Genomic DNA, 18554 nt, shown 5'->3' on the forward strand with positions numbered 1-18554 from the left:
GTGTTACACCCCTTATTCTTGGTTTGTCGCAATTTGGACGCAAAAAAAGGCAAGACCGATAACGGTCTTGCCTTTTTGCTGTCAAAGCGGGGCCGGCGCGAACCGGCCCTGAAGGACATTACTTGCGGCCGCCAGTGGTGAGGAAGCCCGAGTCCTGCGGCGTCGTCACCGACTTGGCCAGCGATTCGGCCGTCGACGTCATCGCCGCGTTCGCACCGCTCACCTTGTTGCCGTTGGCGTCGAACTGCTTCATCACGTCGACCATCGTGCCGACCGAGGCCAGCAGGCCGGTCTGCGCACCTGCCAGGTTCGGCAGGGTCAGGCCGCCGGCCGCCACGCCCGCATCGCCAGCGTTGAAGGCCGTCATCGCCTGGACCATGCTGCCCACCTTGCTGCTCAGCGAGGTCGCGGTCGCCGCGGCTTCTGCGGCCGACTTGTCGGTCGTGAACCACACGTCGGCCGTGGCGGCGGTGGAGCCGTCGGTCTTCGTGAAGGTCGACTGCATGCCGATCCAGTTGCCGTTGTCCTTGGCCGTGGTCTTGTCGCCGTTGACGTTGATGCTTGCGACATTCAGCGAGGCCAGGCTCTTCAGCTCGCCCGATTCGCTGACGCCGTCGCCGTTCGCGTCGACCCACACCTTCAGGTTGCTGTAGGCAGCATCCTTCGCGTCGATCACGCCGTCGCCGTTCGCATCCAGCTGGGCCAGTGCTTCGTAGCCGTTGGAAGCGTTCTGGCCGTTCGCCAGCTTCGTCGACGTACCGAACAGCTCGCTACCGTCGTCGATCGCACCGTTGCCGTTGCGATCCAGGGCCAGCAGGCCGTCGGTCGCATCCGCCCAGCCGGTCGTGACCTTGTTGCCGGTCGCGAACAGGTCGAACTGGACGCCCTGGGCGATGCTCGTCGTGTGGACGCCGTCGCCGTTCAGGTCGAGCACGATCGGGCTGCCGACCTTGAGCTGCTGGACCTGTGCCGTCGTCATCGCACCCACCTGGGCCGACGTCAGCGCCTCGACCTGGCCGGTCGTCAGCGCGGCGACCTGCGTCGTCGTCAGACCATTCTGGATCTGGCTCGTCGTCAGTGCCTGGATCTGGTTCGTCTTCAGCACCGCGATGTCGCGGGTTTCGAACGACGAGATCTGGTTGGTCGTCAGCGACGACAACTGGCCGGTCGTCAGCGCCTGCACCTGGCTGGTGGACAGCGCGACGATCTGGTTCGTCGTCAGGCCGTTCGCCACCTGGTTCGTCGTCAGCGCGCCGATCTGCGCCGTCGTCAGCGAGGACAGCTGGTTCGTCGACAGGCCGGCCGTGATCTGCGCGGTGGTCAGCGCCGAGATCTGGCTGGTCTTCAGCGCGGCCAGGTCAGCCGTTTCCATCGCGGCCACCTGGTTCGTCGTCAGCGCACCCAGCTGGGCCGTCGTCAGGGCACCGGCGTCGGCCGTCGTCAGGGCGACGATCTGGTTCGTCGTCAGGCCTGCCTGCACCTGGGTCGTCGTCAGCGCGGCGATCTGGCTCGACTTCAGCGCGGCGACGTCGGCGGTTTCCATCGCGGCAACCTGGCTCGTCGTCAGGGCGGCGACCTGGGCCGTCGTCAGCGCGTTGGCCTGGGCCGTCGTCAGCGCGACGATCTGGTTGGTCGTCAGGCCTGCCTGCACCTGGCTCGTCGTCAGCGCGGCGATCTGGGCCGTCGTCAGCGAAGCCAGCTGGGAGGTCTTCAGACCGGCCGAGATCTGGTTCGTCGTCAGGGCCTGGACCTGGGCGGTCTTCAGCGCGACGAGGTCGGCGGTTTCCAGCGCAGCCACCTGGTTCGTCGTCAGGTTACCGACCTGGTTCGACGTCAGCGCAGCGGCTTGTGCCGTGGTCAGGGCGACGATGTCGTTCGTCGACAGGCCTGCCGACACCTGGTTCGTCGTCAGCGCGGCGATCTGGCTCGTCTTGAACGCGGCCAGGTCAGCCGTTTCCAGCGCGGCAACCTGGTTCGTGGTCAGCGCGGCGGTCTGGGCCGAGGTCAGTGCACCGGCCTGGCTCGTCGTCAGGGCCACGATCTGGTTCGTCGTCAGGCCTGCCGACACCTGGTTCGTCGTCAGCGCGGCGATCTGGGTCGTCGTCAGCGAAGCCAGTTGCGAGGTCTTCAGGCCGGCCGAGATCTGCGCGGTCGTCAGCGCCTGCACCTGGCCGGTCTTCAGCGCGGCGAGGTCGGCGGTTTCCATCGCGGCAACCTGGTTCGTCGTCAGGTTACCGACCTGGTTCGACGTCAGCGCGGCAGCCTGGGACGTGGTCAGGGCGACGATCTGGTTCGTCGTCAGGCCAGCCGAGACCTGGTTCGTGCTCAGCGCGGCGATCTGGCTCGTCTTCATGGCGGCCAGGTCGGCCGTTTCGATCGCGGCAACCTGGTTCGTCGTCAGGGCACCCATCTGACCGGTCGTCAGCGCACCTGCCTGGTTCGTGGTCAGGGCGACGATCTGGTTCGTCGTCAGGCCTGCGGCCACCTGGCTCGTCGACAGCGCGGCGATCTGGCCCGTCGTCAGCGAGGAGAACTGCGCGGTGGACAGGCCGGCCGAGATCTGGTTCGTCGTCAGGGCCTGGATCTGGCTCGTCTTGAACGCAGCGAGGTCAACCGTTTGCAGCGCGGCGACCTGGTTCGTGGTCAGCGCGGCGGTCTGGTTGGTGGTCAATGCACCTGCCTGGGACGTGGTCAGGGCGACGATCTGGTTCGTCGTCAGGCCAGCCGACACCTGGTTCGTCGTCAGGGCGGCGATCTGGCTCGTCTTCATCGACGCCAGGTCGGCCGTTTCGATCGCGGCAACCTGGTTCGTCGTCAGGGCACCCATCTGGCCGGTCGTCAGGGCACCTGCCTGGTTGCTGGTCAGGGCGACGATCTGGTTCGTCGTCAGGCCAGCCGACACCTGGGCGGTCGTCAGCGCGGCGATCTGCGCGGTCGTCAGCGAGGACAGCTGGTTCGTGGAGAGGCCAGCCGAGATCTGGTTCGTCGTCAGGGCGGCGATCTGGCTCGTCTTGAACGCGGCCAGGTCAACCGTTTGCAGCGCGGCGACCTGGTTGGTCGTCAGTGCGGCGGACTGCGCGGTGGTCAGCGCACCGGCCTGGGACGTGGTCAGGGCGACGATCTGGTTCGTCGTCAGGCCAGCGGACACCTGGTTCGTGGTCAGCGCGGCGATCTGGCTCGACTTCAGCGACGCGAGGTCGGTCGTTTCGATCGCGGCAACCTGGTTCGTGGTCAGCGCACCGATCTGGCCGGTCGTCAGGGCACCTGCCTGGTTCGTGGTCAGGGCGACGATCTGGTTCGTCGTCAGGCCTGCCGACACCTGGGCCGTGGTCAGCGCGGCGATCTGGGCCGTCGTCATCGACGACAGCTGGTTCGTCGAGATGCCTGCCGAGATCTGGTTCGTCGTCAGGGCAGCAACCTGGCTCGTCTTGAACGCGGCCAGGTCAGCCGTTTCCAGCGCGGCGACCTGGTTCGTGGTCAGCGCGGCGGACTGCGCGGTGGTCAGCGCACCTGCCTGGTTCGTGGTCAGGGCAACGATCTGGTTCGTCGTCAGGCCTGCCGACACCTGGTTCGTCGTCAGGGCGGCGATCTGGGCCGTCGTCATCGACGCCAGTTGCGAGGTCTTCAGGCCGGCCGAGATCTGCGCGGTCGTCAACGCCTGCACCTGGCCGGTCTTCAGCGCGGCGAGGTCGGCGGTTTCCAGCGCGGCAACCTGGTTCGTCGTCAGGTTACCGACCTGGTTCGACGTGAGCGCGGCAGCCTGGGACGTGGTCAGGGCGACGATCTGGTTCGTCGTCAGGCCAGCCGACACCTGGGCGGTCGTCAGGGCGGCGATCTGGCTCGTCTTCATGGCGGCCAGGTCGGCCGTTTCGATCGCGGCGACCTGGTTCGTCGTCAGGGCACCCATCTGGCCGGTCGTCAGCGCACCTGCCTGGTTCGTGGTCAGGGCGACGATCTGGTTCGTCGTCAGGCCTGCCGACACCTGGGCGGTCGTCAGCGCGGCGATCTGGGCCGTCGTCATCGACGACAGCTGGTTCGTCGAGATGCCTGCCGAGATCTGGTTCGTCGTCAGCGCCTGCACCTGGCTCGTCTTGAACGCAGCGAGGTCAGCCGTTTGCAGGGCTGCAACCTGGTTCGTGGTCAGCGCGGCGGTCTGGTTGGTGGTCAGTGCACCTGCCTGGGACGTGGTCAGGGCGACGATCTGGTTCGTCGTCAGGCCGTTGGCGACCTGGCTGGTCGTCAGCGCGGCGATCTGGCTCGTCTTCAGCGACGCGAGGTCGGTCGTTTCCAGCGCGACGATCTGGTTCGTCGTCAGCGCACCGATCTGGCCGGTCGTCAGGGCATTGGCCTGGTTCGTGCTCAGGGCGACGATCTGGTTCGTCGTCAGGCCAGTGGACACCTGGGCCGTGGTCAGCGCGGCGATCTGGGCCGTCGTCATCGACGACAGCTGGTTCGTCGAGATGCCTGCCGAGATCTGGTTCGTCGTCAGCGCAGCAACCTGGCTCGTCTTGAATGCGGCGAGGTCGGCCGTTTGCAGCGCGGCAACCTGGTTCGTGGTCAGCGCGGCGGTCTGCGCGGTGGTCAGCGCGGCAGCCTGGCCGGTGGTCAGGGCGACGATCTGGTTCGTCGTCAGGCCAGCGGACACCTGGTTCGTGGTCAGTGCGGCGATCTGGCTCGTCTTCAGCGACGCGAGGTCAGTCGTTTCCAGCGCGACGATCTGGTTCGTCGTCAGCGCGCCGATCTGGCCGGTCGTCAGGGCATTGGCCTGGTTCGTGGTCAGGGCGACGATCTGGTTCGTCGTCAGGCCGGTCGAGACCTGTGCGGTCGACAGCGCGGCGATCTGGGCCGTCGTCATCGACGACAGCTGGTTCGTCGAGATGCCTGCCGAGATCTGATTCGTCGTCAGCGCCTGCACCTGGCTCGTCTTGAACGCGGCCAGGTCGGCGGTTTGCAGCGCGGCGACCTGGTTCGTGGTCAGCGATGCGGTCTGCGCGGTCGTCAGCGCGGCTGCCTGGCCGGTGGTCAGGGCGACGATCTGGTTCGTCGTCAGGCCGGTCGAGACCTGTGCGGTCGACAGCGCGGCGATCTGGCCCGTCGTCATCGAGGACAGCTGGTTCGTGGAGAGGCCGGCCGAGATCTGGTTCGTCGTCAGGGCCTGCACCTGGCTCGTCTTGAACGCGGCGAGGTCACGGGTTTCCAGTGCGGCGACCTGGTTCGTGGTCAGCGCGGCGGTCTGGTTGGTGGTCAGCGCGGCAGCTTGTGCCGTCGTCAGGGCGACGATCTGGTTCGTCGACAGGCCATTGGCGATCTGGTTCGTCGTCAGGGCGGCGATCTGGCTCGTCTTCATCGACGACAGGTCGACGGTTTCCAGTGCGCTGGCCTGGGCGGTCGTCAGCGACGATGCCTGGGCGGTCGTCAGCGCGCCTGCCTGGTTCGTGGTCAGGGCGACGATGTGGTTCGTGGTCAGGCCGCTGGCGACCTGGGTCGTGGTCAGTGCCGCGATCTGCGCGGTGGTCAGCGAGGAGAACTGGTTCGTGGAGATGCCGGCCGAGAGCTGGTTCGTCGTCAGGGCGGCGATCTGGCTCGTCTTGAAGGCGGCGAGGTCGACGGTTTGCAGCGCGGCGACCTGGTTCGTCGTCAGGGCCACGGTCTGGTTCGTGGTCAGCGCGGCAGCCTGGCCGGTGGTCAGGGCGACGATCTGGTTCGTCGTCAGGCCGGCGGACACCTGGTTCGTCGTCAGCGCGGCGACCTGGCTCGTCTTCATGGCGGCCAGGTCGGTCGTTTCGATCGCGGCGACCTGGTTCGTGGTCAGCGAGCCAACCTGGCCGGTCGTCAGCGCGCCCGCCTGGCTCGTGGTCAGGGCGACGATCTGGTTCGTCGTCAGGCCGGCGGACACCTGGCTGGTGGTCAGCGCGGCGATCTGGCCCGTCGTCATCGACGACAGCTGGTTCGTGGAGAGGCCGGCCGAAATCTGGTTCGTGGTCAGGGCGGCAACCTGGCTCGTCTTGAATGCGGCGAGATCGGCCGTCTGCAGCGCGGCAACCTGGTTGGTCGTCAGGGCGGCGGTCTGGGCGGTCGTCAGCGCGCCTGCCTGGGACGTGGTCAGGGCGACGACCTGGTTCGTCGTCAGGCCGGCGGCCACCTGGTTCGTGGACAGCGCGGCGATCTGGCTCGTCTTCATGGCTGCCAGGTCCGTCGTCGTGATCGCGCCGACCTGGTTGGTCGTCAGCGATGCAGTCTGGCCGGTGGTCAGCGACGAGATCTGGTTCGTCGTGAGGGCGGCGATCTGCATGGTGGTCAGGCCGGCCGAGACCTGGGTCGTGGTCAGAACCGCCAGGTCGCGGGTTTCGATGGCCTGAACCTGGTTGGTCGTCAGCGCGCCAAGCTGCGTGGTGGTAAACGCAGCCATGTCGGTGGTCGCAAGTGCGACGATTTGGGAAGTAGTCAGCGCCTGTATCTGGGCGGTGCTCATTCCGGTGATAACTGATGCCATGGTTGTGAACCTTTAAATATATTGATCGTTGTCCGAGTGAATCGCCGCCCGATGCGCGATATCAGTAAAAGACTATTTCCCTAAGGATACATTTTATTGGTGCGCTTACGAATGCTTTACGGCAACAAACCCGGCAACTTGAGGTATTCCCGGTTGTTTTTTCTCCACAACCGCTCTCTCCACCACCACTTTTTATCCGTTCGATAACTGATCCGAACCCGGCTTTTCCAGCCCCGCGGCGCATGACGCTTCTTATGTTGCCAGTAAGAAAGTGCTGTCAGCAAAAGAGAAAGGCGACGGCGGACGGGCCGCCATTAAGTCCACCTGGAAACTTTCTTGCGTCCCAATGCAGTTGCATTATTGACAATGCCGCGCGCGCCGGCGGGCGCCGGTGCAAGCCAGGTTGTCGTACGATAGACACAGTCCAGTTCAACGACCTGTCCCCATGCTCCCGAATACCCGCCTGATTCTCTTGCTGCTCGGCCTGCTGGGCGCCAGTGCGACGCTGCTCGCCGCCGAGCGTAGCGCCCGTCCCGCGCCGGTGACGCCGATCCCCGGCCTCGACGTGCCGCGCTACATGGGCGCCTGGTATGAAATTGCAAAATACCCGAACCGGTTTCAGAAACAATGTGCCGGCAACACGACGGCGCATTACAGCCTGCAGCCGGACAAGACCGTGCAAGTCATCAACCGCTGCCGCCGCGCGGACGGCACCATCGATGAGGCCGTTGGTACGGCGCGCCAGCTGGGCGGCGCCACGTCGCCGACGCTGAAAGTGCGGTTCGCGCCTTCCTGGCTGTCGTTCCTGCCGATGGTGTGGGGCGACTATTGGGTGATCGACCTCGACCCGAACTACCAGCTGGCCGCCGTCAGCGAGCCGGGGCGGGATTACCTGTGGATCCTGGCGCGCACCCCGACCGTGTCGCGCCAGGCGTACGGCGCCCTGCTCGAGCGGCTGGAGCGGCAGGGGTTCGACCTGAGCAAGCTGGAGATGACGCCCCAGGCGGCGTACTGACAACACTCGGCGGCGGCGGCAGCGGTAAACGCTTGCCAACGGCATGTTATTTACGGAAACTAGTTATTTCAATTTTGTAAATGACTGCCGTTGATGTCGAAGACCGCCGCGCGCGTGTCGCGCCTGTATGAAGTGATGGACCTGATGCTGGACTCGGTCGGCGATCCGCTCGCATTGAAATCGCTGGCGGCGTCGGCCAGTTATTCGTCATTCCACTTCGACCGCATCTTCCGCGAGCTGACGGGTTTCTCGGCCTGCGAGTATCAACGCAAGCGCCGCCTGCGCCGCGCCGCCCACCTGCTGCGCCACGAGCCGGACGTGCCCATCGTGCGCATCGCCCAGGATTGCGGTTTTCCGTCGAACGCGGCATTCGCCAAGGCGTTCAAGCAGCAATTCGCGATGTCGGCCAAGGCATGGCGCGAGGGGGGATGGCGCGACTACATGGACCAGCAGGTCGGCCGCGAGAGCGACGTCAGCTTCTTCGTCGCCGAGCCGGACGACCTGGAAGCGATCCTGGCCCCCTACTGCCCGCCCGAACCGGGCACGATCGCCGCGCGCATCGCCGTGCGCAACCTGCCGGCGCTGACCTTGCGCTACCAGCGGTTTTTCGGCCAGTCCGGCGCGGCGCTGTCGTTCGCCTGCCACGACTTCATCCAGGAACGGGAGAAGGCCGACGGCCTGCCCGCCAGCACCCCGTGGTACGGCGTGTTCGACGAAGACCCGGGTTTTACGGGCGAACGGGAATACTGCTACGACTTCGGCTGCGCCGACGACACCGTCCTCGACCCGGGCCTGGGCGTGCGCGTCCTGCCGGCCGGCACCTACGCCTGCCTCGACTTCGACGACGAATGGCCGCGCTTTCGCTCCATGTACGAGGACTGGCTCGACAAGCAGGCCGTCTGGCGCCTGGACAGCATCAGGCCGCACATCCAGAAGGTCGAGCGCACGCCCGAGGGCCGCTGGCGCGGCTGGCTGGCGCTCCCGATTAAAAAACGCTGATCACCAGTCGAAGTCGTCGGGGATCTTGAAGTCCTTGTAGGGATCGTCCTCGCCCGCCGCGACGGCTTCGGCCGCCTTGTTGACGCGCACGACGCGGTCCGGCGCCCGTTCCGCGATCTTGTCGGCGATCACGCGCGGCACCAGCTCGAACCCGCCTGCGTGGGCGACGATGGACAGGCGACCCGCCACCAGGTGGTCGCGCACGGCCGCGGAGACGTGGATGCGTTCGATCTTGCTGCCGATCGTGAAGTTGTAGGCGACGTCGAGATTGCCCTTGCCCTTGGGCTGGCGGTTCACCTGGATCATCTGCGCGATCTGCGCCTCGACGGCCTTCGCCGCCGCCGCCGCGTCGCGCTCGGCGTTCAGGGCACGGGCGCGCTCGGCCTGCTGGCGCTGGGCTTCCGCCACCGCCTCCTTCGTCTCGTTGACGCTTTGCACACCGGTGCGGCGCTCGATCTTCTGCTGCTTGGCCTTTTCCTGGTTGGCGACCTTGACCTTCTTCTTGTCGACCAGCCCGGCCTTCATCAGCTGCTCCTGCAGGGAAACCATCGTCTACTCCATTACGATCACGCGAAGCCGCCAGCATAGCAAAGCTGGCGGCTTCGCAACAGCGCCCGATCAGTCGGCCTGCGCCAGGAAGAAGCGCAACATCGCAGCCGACGCGTCCGGGCCGGACGCATCCGTGTACGATCCGGCCGGATCGCCGCCGGCCCACGCATGACCGGCCCCGTGCACGACCCAGTGTTCCGCCACCGCGCGTCCGGTATCGTCCAGCACCGTCGTGCGCGTGTGGCCGCCGGCGCGCTCCTCGATCTCGCGCACGGTCCCGTCGCCCAGGAACTGGCGGATCAACACCTCGCCGTTGGACGGGTGGACGACGGCGTCCTGGTCGCCATGGAAGACGATCAGCGGCACGCGGCGGTGCAGCGTCCGGCCCGCGCCGCCCAGGTGCTTGCCCTTCATCGCGTTCAGGCCCGACATGAGGTCGCGCGCCGCGCCGACCGGCAGGCCGGAATGCACGCCGACGGCCGCATACAGCTCGGGATAGGCCGCGCCCATGACGGCCGCCATCGCCCCGCCCGCCGACAGGCCGGCCACGTAGACGCGGCGCGGGTCGGCGCCGTGCTCCTGCACGATCTTGCGCGTCATGCCGGCAAGCAGGGAAGGCTCGCCCTGCTCGCGCTGCTGGTGGGTAGAGTCGAACCAGTTCCAGCAATTCGAACTGTTCGCGCTGCGCTCCTGGTCCGGATACAGCACCAGGCAGTCGTGTTCTTCCGCCAGCCGGTTCATGGCCGTGCCGGCCGCGAAATCGGCGGCGCTCTGCTGGCAGCCGTGCAGCATGACGACGAGCGGCCGCGGCCCGGTCGCCGCCCGCGCCGGCACATACAGACGGTAGCGGCGCGTGCCGGCTGCGTTGGCGAACGATCCTTCGATAAATTGGCCGGGCGCGTCAGGCGTCACCGGCTGCGGACGCGGGCGCAGCGCATCCAGGCGCGCGCGCCAGTCGCCGGCCGGCTTGCCGCCTTTCGCCGTGGACTGACGGCGCAGCCAGTCCGGCACGCCGTTCAGGTCGACGAACGGTGCGCGCGCCGGCGCTTCCGCCGTGAACGGCGTGGCGGAGGGCGCGCCCGGCATCAGCCCGGCATTGCGCAGCGCATCCTGGATGAGCGCGGTGGCCGCGGCCGGGTCCTTGCCCTGGCCCGAACGGACGGCGCTGAGCATGTTTTCAACAAATTGTTCATAAGGTTTCATGGTGTTCCTTCAAATATGGATGCGGTCCGCAAGCGCGGACTTGACGGCGGCGGGAGCGAGGAAGGCGCCCAGTACCTGGATCGACGCGATGGCGTCGCGAGCCAGATCGGGCGTGACGTCGTCGTCGATGGTGGCGAGGCCCAGCACGTGGATGTCGAGCCGCTCGCCGGCGGCGACGCTCGCTTCAAGCTCCGCCCTCGTGTAGCGCTGCATGCCCATGACGAAGCGCTTGCGCGTCACCGTCTGGCGGATCACGTCGCCGTGCTGCTGTAACTGGTTGCGGATGGCCGTACGGACGAAATCCGTGCGGTTCGTATAAAACCCTTCCGCCACGAGCAGGTCCATCTGGGCGAGATCGACCAGGCCCAGGTTGATCGTGACCTTGTCCGTGTCCGGGAATTTTGGCTTCGTTTCGACGAGCTTCATGACGTTTCCTTGATATCGATACGCTCAATATACTCCAACCAGAGTATAAGAGGCGTATAAATTTCAATCGTACGCGAAATATGCGTATGCACGAACGAGCAGACCGCGACGTCTTGCCTTATAATGTGATTTCTGGATAGAAATCCTCCGGACCGCCTCACCGGCCTCCCCCGTCACTGCGCGGGCACCACCGGTGCTTCTTTTCATCCCACCCCACGCCCCGGCAGCCGTCGTGCGTACCCGACGCGCAACCATGCCGGCCCGCCCGACCACGCTGCAACCGCACGCGCGGATTGCAGCCCCATCAAAGGAACCCCATGGCCAAAGAAGAACTCATCGAAATGGACGGCATCGTCCAGGAAATCCTGCCCGACTCGCGCTTTCGCGTCGACCTGGACAATGGACACAAACTGATCGCCTACACGTCGGGCAAGATGCGCCAGCACCACATCCGCATCCTCGCGGGCGACCGCGTGACGCTGGAGATGTCCGCGTACGACCTGAGCAAGGGTCGCATCACGTTCCGCCATATCGAAAAGCGCAACGCCGCGCCGGCGCGGCGCCCGACCTACCGCCGCTGACCCAAGCCCGGCTCGGCCGGCGCCATATTCACGAACCGCGTGAGTACGAGCACCGGCAGCGCCGACAGCACCACCCACAAGAAGAAATGGCGGTAACCCAGCGCATGCTGGATGTCGCCGCTGACCACCTTCGACAGCACGAAGCCCAGCTGCATGAACCCGGACCCCAGCGCGTAGTGCGCCGTCTGGTAGCGGCCGGGCGCGATCACCTGCATGATGAACAGGATCATGCCCACGAAGCCGAACCCGTAGCCGAACATCTCCGCCGACAGCGCCACCGTGACGAAGGCGAGGTTCTCCGGCTGCACCGCGCTCAGGTACCAGAACACGAGATTCGGCACGTTCATCGCGAGGATCAGCACGAGCATCGCGCGCTGCAGGCCCACGCGCGACGTGAACCAGCCGCCGAGGATGCTCCCGACGAGGAAGGCGGCCGTGCCTGCCGTGCCATAGATGGCGCCCACTTCCTGCGTGGAGAGACCGAGGCCGCCCACCGCGCGCGCATCGCGCAGGAACAGCGGGCCGATCGTCTGCACCTGCCCTTCCGCGAGGCGGAACAGCAGGATGAACACGATGCCCATCCAGATGCCCGGCTTGGCGAAGAACGCGCGCACGACGTCGACCAATACATCGACAGTGCCGCGTACCGACGCGCCGGTGCCGGTCTTGACCGCTCCCGGCAACGCCCACGCGTGATACAGCCCGAGCCCCGCCAGCAGTGCACCGAGCAGCCCGAACACGGTGGCCCACGCGGCCGGCGGTCCGATGCGCTGTTCAAGGAAGCCGGCCAGGATCACGAGCCCGCCCAGCGACAGGAATTTCGCACCGTTGAAGAACGCGCCCTGCCAGCCGGCGTACGCGCATTGCTGGCGCTCGGACAGGTTCGCGATATATAAACCGTCGGCCGCGATGTCGTGCGTGCTGGACGCCAGCGCGGCAACCGCCAGCAGCCCGATCGCCAGCGCGAACCACGCGGGCAGCTGCAGCGCGACGGCCAGCGCCGCGAGCGCGATACCGCCAGCGACCTGCAGCACGACGACGACCCGCTTCTTGCTCGCCGCGAGTTCCAGGAAGGGGCTCCACAACGCCTTGAACACCCACGCGAGGCCGAGGACGCCGGTCCAGCGCGCGATCTGCTCGTTGGGCACGCCCATGCTCTTGAACATCAGCCCCGCCACGAGGGCGACGGCGTAGAACGGCAGGCCCTGGGCGAGGTACAGCGTGGGCACCCATGCGAGCGGATGGCGCGCCTGTGGGCTCGCGACGGGTGTCAGGTGGTCGGGACGGATGCTATCCATGGGAATCCAGTGCGATGACGACGGTTGCGCTCTTGCGGCCGCGCGTGTCGAAGGTGGCGACCTTGAACACGGCGGCGCCCTGCCCTGCCTCCACCGGCTCCGTGTAGCGCGGGCTGGCGGCATCGGGCTCGCTGCCGTCCAGAGTGTAATGCAGCGCGAGGCCCGGCAGGGCCACGTTCGCGTGGACCGTCCGGCCGACAGCGACGGCACCCGGCGGCGGCAACCGGTAACCGTAGGCCAGCGGCGCGCGGTCGAGCCGTGCCAGCTCCCGCTGGCCGAGGCGGTTGGCGAATTCGTTCCAGGCGTCGTCCATCGCACGCGTGCGCGCGTCGGCGTCCTCGATCGCGCACCAGCCGGGATCCGGCGCCCACGCCCGTTCCGCCAGCGCCACGAGGCGCGGTGCGGCCAGGTATTCGATGCGGTCGCGCGTGCGGGCGTTCTCTCCCCACAGCTGCCCCTGCAGGCCATTGACGCGGCGCCGCCCTTCCGGCGTCAGGCGCGCCATCGCGGCCAGCCGCTCCGCCGGCACGCTCTGGCCCATCGGGTCGGTGGCCGCGCTGACGATCATGTCCAGCGGGCAGAAGCCGAATGCGTGGCGCGTCTCCACGAAGCCCGCCCAGTAATAGCCCGGCTCCTGCGGGTCCTTCGCGTAGGCGAGGTCGAAATACAGATTCGCGGCATTCGCCAGCACGACGTCGTAGCCGGCATTGGCGAGGCGGTACGCGACGTCTTCCTTGCCCGAGCCCCACGCGTTGTTCCATGCATAGACCTGGAAGCCGGGGCCGCCGTCCTCGTACACGAGCGCCGTCTCTTCCCAGCCCGCGAACGCAAGGCCGTGGCGTGCCAGGATCGCGCGGCAGCGGTCGACGAAATCCGCCTGCAGCTGCCCGATATGCATCCAGCCCCGCTCGCGCATCAGCGCCTGGCACCGCGGCGAGCCTTCCCACGCGCCCAGCGGCACCTCGTCGCCACCCGTGTGGATCGTCTTGAGCGGCACGCCGGCCTCGCGGTACAGCGCGGCCACGTGGGCGACGACGGTGTCGATGAAGCGGTCGACGGACGGCATGGCGATGCAGATCACGTTGTCGCGCCACAGCTGGACGGATTCGTAGACGGAGGCATCGTACGGATCGCTCAGCAGGTAGCGCTCCGCCTCGTCGATGTCGCCCTGCGCGCGCAGGCGGTCGTGACGCGCGCGCATCGCCAGCACGGCCGCGCGCGCGTGGCCCGGCATGTTGAATTCCGGGATGACCTCGATGTGGCGTGCGTGCGCGTAACGCAGGATGCCGATGAATTCCTCGGCGTCGTAATAGCCCGTGCCGGACGACGTATCCACGTCCGCGCCGGAGCCAAAGGATGGCGGCAGCGTGTGGCCGCAGGCCGCGCCCCGTTTGCTGCCGATCTCCGTCAGCTCCGGCAGCGCGTCGATCCGCAAGCGCCAGCCCTCGTCGTCCGTCAGGTGCAGGTGCAGCCGGTTCAGTTTATAGCGCGCCATGCAGTCGAGCAGGCGCTTGACCGTGGCGACCGAGGCGAAATGGCGTGCCACGTCGAGCATCATGCCGCGGTAGCCGAAGCGCGGCGCGTCGAGCACGCGGCCGCATGGCAGCGAGCCGTCCGCGTCCAGCAACTGGGCCAAGGTCTGGATGCCGTTGAACACGCCGTGCGCGCCGGCGCCGCGCACGAGGATCGTGTCGGGGCCGATGTCGAGGTGGTACGCCTCCGGGCCATCCGCCGCCACGGCCCCGATCTCCAGCAGGATGCGCGCGCCGTCACCGTCCGGCAGGTCGGCCAGCAGCGCGCGTAACAACGCCGCTTCACCGGCCAGCGCGGCGCCGGCCATGATCTCGCTGGACGCCGACAGGCGGCAGCGCGCGTCCGTGAAGCGGGCCGATACCGGCGTCGGCGTGATGCGGCCGACGTCTTCGTCCGGCAGCAGGCGCAGACCGCCGTTCTCGCGCCAGCGCCAGGCCGCGTCGGCCGGCGGCAGCACGTCGCGCGCATGGCGCTGCAGCTGTTCCGGCCGCGCGAACGGCGTAACGTCCGCGTCGCCCAGGTCGACCGTGCAACCGTCCGCTTCGACGAGGTAGAAGCCGAGCGGCGCGTCCGTCATGCTGATGGCCCAGAACTGCGCCTCGTAGCGCACGTCGAGCACCTCGCCCGGCTGCCAGGCTTTGTCATCCGGGCGACGCAGCGCGAACAGGTCGCCGTTGACGTGCTCCAGGTGAAAGCCCGCGCTCACGCTGCCGGTCAGCACGCGCCGGCATGCATTGAAGTACACGGTCCATCCCGCGGCGATCGGCGCGCCCGACACGTTGGTGAGCGTCAGGCGCGCCGCGAAGACGTCGTCCGCGACGAGGTTGGACACACACTCCCATGCCGCGGCCACGGGCACGCCGTCCCGTTTCTCCCGTTGCGGCACGATCAGAGCTTGCCGCGCAGGCCGAGGTAGAAGGTGCGGCCGTTCGAGTAGAACGCGCGCGGCTGGTCCTTGTTCTCGGCGTACATCTTGATCGTCTCGTTGGTGAGGTTCAGCGCATCGAACGTGACCGTCAGGTGCTCGTTGATCTTGAAGTTCACCGAGGCCGCCAGCGACGGCATCGCATCGACGTGCTGGCTCGCGCCGCGGTCCACGCCGGCCTTGTACGACGAACGGTGGCTGTACGCGAGGCGCGCGGAGAAGCGGTCGTTCTCGTAGTAGCCCGTCACGTTGTACGTGTTCTTCGACGCGTTGAGCATCTCGCCGCCGCCATCCAGTTCGCCGTCCGCCCACGTGTAGTTGGTGAGCATGCCAAAGTTGTTCCACAGCGGCTGCTGCCACGACAATTCGATGCCCTTGTTGGTGGCGCTCGTGTTGTACGGCGACGTGATCTGGTAGTCGGTGAACGCGCCGCGCTTGTTGTTGTAGTAGCTGCCCGTGCTCGTGCCCTGCGCGACGATGGAGCTGAAGTCCATGTAGAACAGGCCCGCCGACAGCATCGCCTTCGGCATGTAGTACCACTCGGCCGACAGGTCGTAGTTGACGGAGCGGATCGGATCGAGCTTGACGTTGCCGCCGCTGCCCGACAGCGCGTCGTCGTTCAGCGACACGGAGCCGCCCAGCGCGCTGTAGTCGGGACGCGCCATCGTCTTCGCGATGCCGGCGCGGACGACGAGATCCTGGCGCACGTCGAACTTCACGTTCGCGCTCGGCAGGTAGTCGCGGTATTTGCGCTCGTACGTCGTCGGGGTGTACGGGCCGAAGGCGGAGCCGGTGATCGGATTCTGGCCGCCCGGCAGGTTCACGACTGTCGTCTGGCGCGTCTCGACGGCGCGCAAACCGAAGTTACCGCTCCAGCTGTCGCCGCCGACTTCCGCCATGCCGTAGACAGCCGCGGTCTTTTCGCGCACCTGGAATTCGTCGAGCCAGTTATGGCGCAAGGTGAAATCGAGCAGGCGGTTGCCCGGCACCGCGCCCCAGGCGCCGAGGGCGGGACCGCTGTACTTGAAGTAGTTGTTGAAGACGCTGCCGCCGAGGTCCGAGCCGAAGTCGCCCGGGTACATCTCGCCGTTCCACACCGGTCCCGGATTGCTGAAACCGTTCGGGCCCGGACGCGTTTCCAGCGGGTGCTCGGCGGTGCGTTTATGATCCGTCCAGCGCGCGCCGAAGCGGACGCCCTGCAGCCACGGGTTGTCGCGCACGCGCCAGGTGCCGTCGACCTGCGCATACTTTTCCTTGTCCACGGACTGCGCCTCGCCGCCGCCCGCCCACGCCGTCGATCCCGGCTTCGTCGTGTTCCCGCCCGGGTAGCTCACGGTGGCCGGCGTCATGCCGTTCAGCGCGTACATCATGCCGCCGTCGACGTTGTTCTGGTAGTAGACGTCGCCGTGGTCCCAGCCGATGCCGTGCGTGCGGCCGATCTTGCCGGTGAAGCTCAGGTCGTCCGTCGCGCGCCAGCGGCCGTTCAGGTCGATGTACCACGATTCGCCGCCCGCATCCGGACGGTAGATGTTGTCGACCTCGCCCGAGTTGCTGGAGAACGTCGCGCCGACGAGCGTGCCGTTGCGGATCACGGGACTCGTCGGGATCAGGTTCGCACTGTTGATCGAGTTCGCGGGCGCGGCCAGCCAGTTCGTGTTCTGGTGCGGCGCGCTCAGTTTCGAATAGAAGCCGTTCAGGTCGACGCCGATGTCGCGCGTGGGTTTCGCCTCGATGTCGAACGCGCCGCCTTCACGCTTCTTCTTTTGCTCGAAGAACGCGGCGCCGATGAAGGTCGGGACCTTCACGCCGGCCAGCGAAGGATTCGCGACGGCGGCGGCGCTCGTCGCGCTGATCGGGGTGTAGCCGAGGATTTCCTGGCCGTCGCGGCGCACGCTCTGCTTTTCCGAGAAGCCCTGCAGCAGCACGCCGAACGTGTTGGTCGCGTTCTTCCAGCTCACGAGGGCCGACACTTGCGGCTCCGTCTTTTTCGCGAGGTCGTTGTAGTTGGCCTGCACGGACGCTTCCACCGTCAGGGGCTGGCGGAAGTCGAGCGGACGGCGCGTGATCACGTTGATCGCGCCCGATACGCCGCCTTCGACGAGATCGGCGGTGGCGCTCTTCTGCACGACGATGGAACCGACGAGTTCCGACGGCAGCAGAGAAAAGCTCGACGAGCGGCCCACGTTGCCGCCGTACTGGTTCAGCACGAACCAGTCGCCGGTGCTGATCGCGTGGCCGTTGAACAAGGTCTGCTGCAGGCTGGGGCTCGTGCCGCGCAGGCTGACGCGGTCGTTCTCGCCGAAGCCGCCCTCGCCGCCCGCGGACGATTGCGTGTTCACGCCGGGCAGGCGCTGGATCGCGTCGGCCACGTTCTTGTCGGGCATCTTGCCGATGTCTTCGGCCGTCACCACCTCGACGACGGCATCCGCGTTGCGCTTCTGGCGCAGCGACTGCTCCAGCGCCGCGCGCACGCCGGTCACGATCACGGTCTGCGCTTCCTGTCCGCCATCCTGTGCGCGCGCCTGTGCCGCGATGCCCATCACCAATACCGTCACCGCGCCCGCGATCGCGGTGCGCGCAACGACCTTACGTCCCATCTGCTGTCTCATGTGCTCTCCCAAAACTGTATCGATCAAAGAACTTTTCCAGTTTCGAATTCGTGGACGCTGCAGCGTCTCTCGTCTTCGTATGGGGCGCATTGTCTCGTTGAAATTCCGACCGTGTTTGTCAAATCTTGCTAATCAGCGGCGGAAGAACCACAGCAAGATCGAGACGACGATCGAGATGACGAGGCAGGTGACGATGGGGAAGTTGAAGGAGAAGCCTTCGCGCACGACGTGGATGTCGCCGGGAAGGCGGCCGAACGGGAACCGGCGCAGCCAGGGCCAGAGGAGCCCCGCGGCGAGCAGCACGAGGCCGAGAACGATGAGGAGTTTTTGCATGGCGCCAGTCTAGCGCCTTTCGTACCGCTTGAATTTTTTGGTTGGGATAGACTTCCCCTCAGCCTGTATGGCCCCGGTGGGGCCTACATCTTCAAATTTATTTTTGGAAAAAGGGGGAAAGCATGCCTACCACCTGGATCGTATCCGCCGACGCGGGCCGCGCCCGCATCTTCGCCGAATCGGACCCCAAGCAGCCTTACATCGAAGTCGAGGACATGGTCAGCGCCAACGCGCGCCTGCGCGACATCGATATCAACACCGACCGGCTCGGCCCGACCTCGGCCGGTCAGAGCATCCACAACACGGGCGGCGCCACGCCGAACAAACAGTACCAGCCGGCGCAGACGCCGGAACAGCACGACGCCGAGTTCTTTGCCAGGGACATCTGCAACTTCCTGCTGAAGGGCTGGCAGGAGCAGCGCTTCCAGAAGCTGGAACTGGTGGCCGAGCCGAAGTTCCTGGGCGTGCTGCGCGCCCAGCTGGACAACCAGCTCAAGCCGCTCGTCGACCTTGAACTGAACAAGGACTACAGCCACTTCAACGCGCACCAGCTGCGCGAACAGCTGCAGGCGCAGAAGTCCAAGTTCTGA

At 66.6% G+C, this 18554-nt stretch carries 12 protein-coding genes; 4 read left to right on the forward strand and 8 right to left on the reverse strand.

Annotated features, from left to right (window positions below; genetic code table 11):
* Positions 1–118 precede the first annotated feature (118 nt).
* Positions 119–6409, reverse strand: coding sequence for an SPM autocatalytic domain-containing protein (locus P0M04_RS05530; protein WP_281042377.1), 6291 nt, complete (start codon positions 6407–6409; stop codon positions 119–121).
* Between the two features lie 529 nt (positions 6410–6938).
* On the opposite strand from P0M04_RS05530, the gene P0M04_RS05535 reads away from it, so the two are divergent.
* On the forward strand, positions 6939–7508 hold the full coding sequence (locus tag P0M04_RS05535; protein ID WP_259447955.1) for a lipocalin family protein: 570 nt from the start codon (positions 6939–6941) through the stop codon (positions 7506–7508).
* A 93-nt stretch (positions 7509–7601) separates the two neighbouring features.
* Positions 7602–8507: a helix-turn-helix domain-containing protein gene (locus P0M04_RS05540; RefSeq protein ID WP_259447956.1), complete on the forward strand. Its 906-nt coding sequence runs from the start codon at positions 7602–7604 to the stop codon at positions 8505–8507.
* Here P0M04_RS05540 and P0M04_RS05545 read toward each other — a convergent pair whose 3' ends face one another.
* From P0M04_RS05545 to P0M04_RS05555, 3 genes are all read right to left on the reverse strand, one after another.
* Positions 8508–9056 carry a DUF2058 domain-containing protein gene (locus tag P0M04_RS05545; RefSeq protein WP_259447957.1) on the reverse strand — a complete coding sequence of 183 codons (549 nt, stop codon included), beginning with the start codon at positions 9054–9056 and terminating at the stop codon, positions 8508–8510.
* 69 nt (positions 9057–9125) lie between these two features.
* Positions 9126–10259, reverse strand: coding sequence for an extracellular catalytic domain type 1 short-chain-length polyhydroxyalkanoate depolymerase (locus P0M04_RS05550; RefSeq protein WP_259447958.1), 1134 nt, complete (start codon positions 10257–10259; stop codon positions 9126–9128).
* Positions 10260–10268: 9 nt separating this feature from the next.
* Positions 10269–10685, reverse strand: a complete 417-nt coding sequence (locus P0M04_RS05555) for a ribbon-helix-helix domain-containing protein (protein ID WP_259447959.1) — start codon at positions 10683–10685, stop codon at positions 10269–10271.
* Positions 10686–11002: 317 nt separating this feature from the next.
* On the opposite strand from P0M04_RS05555, the gene infA reads away from it, so the two are divergent.
* Positions 11003–11266 (forward strand): translation initiation factor IF-1, encoded by a 264-nt coding sequence (gene infA, locus P0M04_RS05560; RefSeq protein WP_056129853.1) that lies wholly within the window; start codon positions 11003–11005, stop codon positions 11264–11266.
* On the opposite strand, the gene P0M04_RS05565 is transcribed toward infA, so the two are convergent.
* From P0M04_RS05565 to P0M04_RS05580, 4 genes are all read right to left on the reverse strand, one after another.
* Positions 11254–12564, reverse strand: coding sequence for an MFS transporter (locus P0M04_RS05565; RefSeq protein WP_259447960.1), 1311 nt, complete (start codon positions 12562–12564; stop codon positions 11254–11256). The genes infA and P0M04_RS05565 overlap by 13 nt on opposite strands.
* On the reverse strand, positions 12557–14929 hold the full coding sequence (locus P0M04_RS05570; protein WP_259447961.1) for a family 20 glycosylhydrolase: 2373 nt from the start codon (positions 14927–14929) through the stop codon (positions 12557–12559). Before P0M04_RS05570 ends, P0M04_RS05565 begins: the two co-directional genes overlap by 8 nt.
* Before the next feature lie 56 nt (positions 14930–14985).
* Positions 14986–17631 carry a TonB-dependent receptor gene (locus tag P0M04_RS05575; RefSeq protein ID WP_259447962.1) on the reverse strand — a complete coding sequence of 882 codons (2646 nt, stop codon included), beginning with the start codon at positions 17629–17631 and terminating at the stop codon, positions 14986–14988.
* A 132-nt stretch (positions 17632–17763) separates the two neighbouring features.
* Complete coding sequence (locus P0M04_RS05580; RefSeq protein WP_259447963.1) at positions 17764–17964, reverse strand: DUF2905 domain-containing protein; 201 nt, start codon at positions 17962–17964, stop codon at positions 17764–17766.
* Between the two features lie 122 nt (positions 17965–18086).
* Between P0M04_RS05580 and P0M04_RS05585 the strand changes: the two genes are divergently transcribed.
* Complete coding sequence (locus P0M04_RS05585) at positions 18087–18554, forward strand: host attachment protein (RefSeq protein WP_259447964.1); 468 nt, start codon at positions 18087–18089, stop codon at positions 18552–18554.

The sequence above is a fragment of the Telluria mixta genome, assembly GCF_029223865.1.
Classification (GTDB): domain Bacteria; phylum Pseudomonadota; class Gammaproteobacteria; order Burkholderiales; family Burkholderiaceae_D; genus Telluria; species Telluria mixta.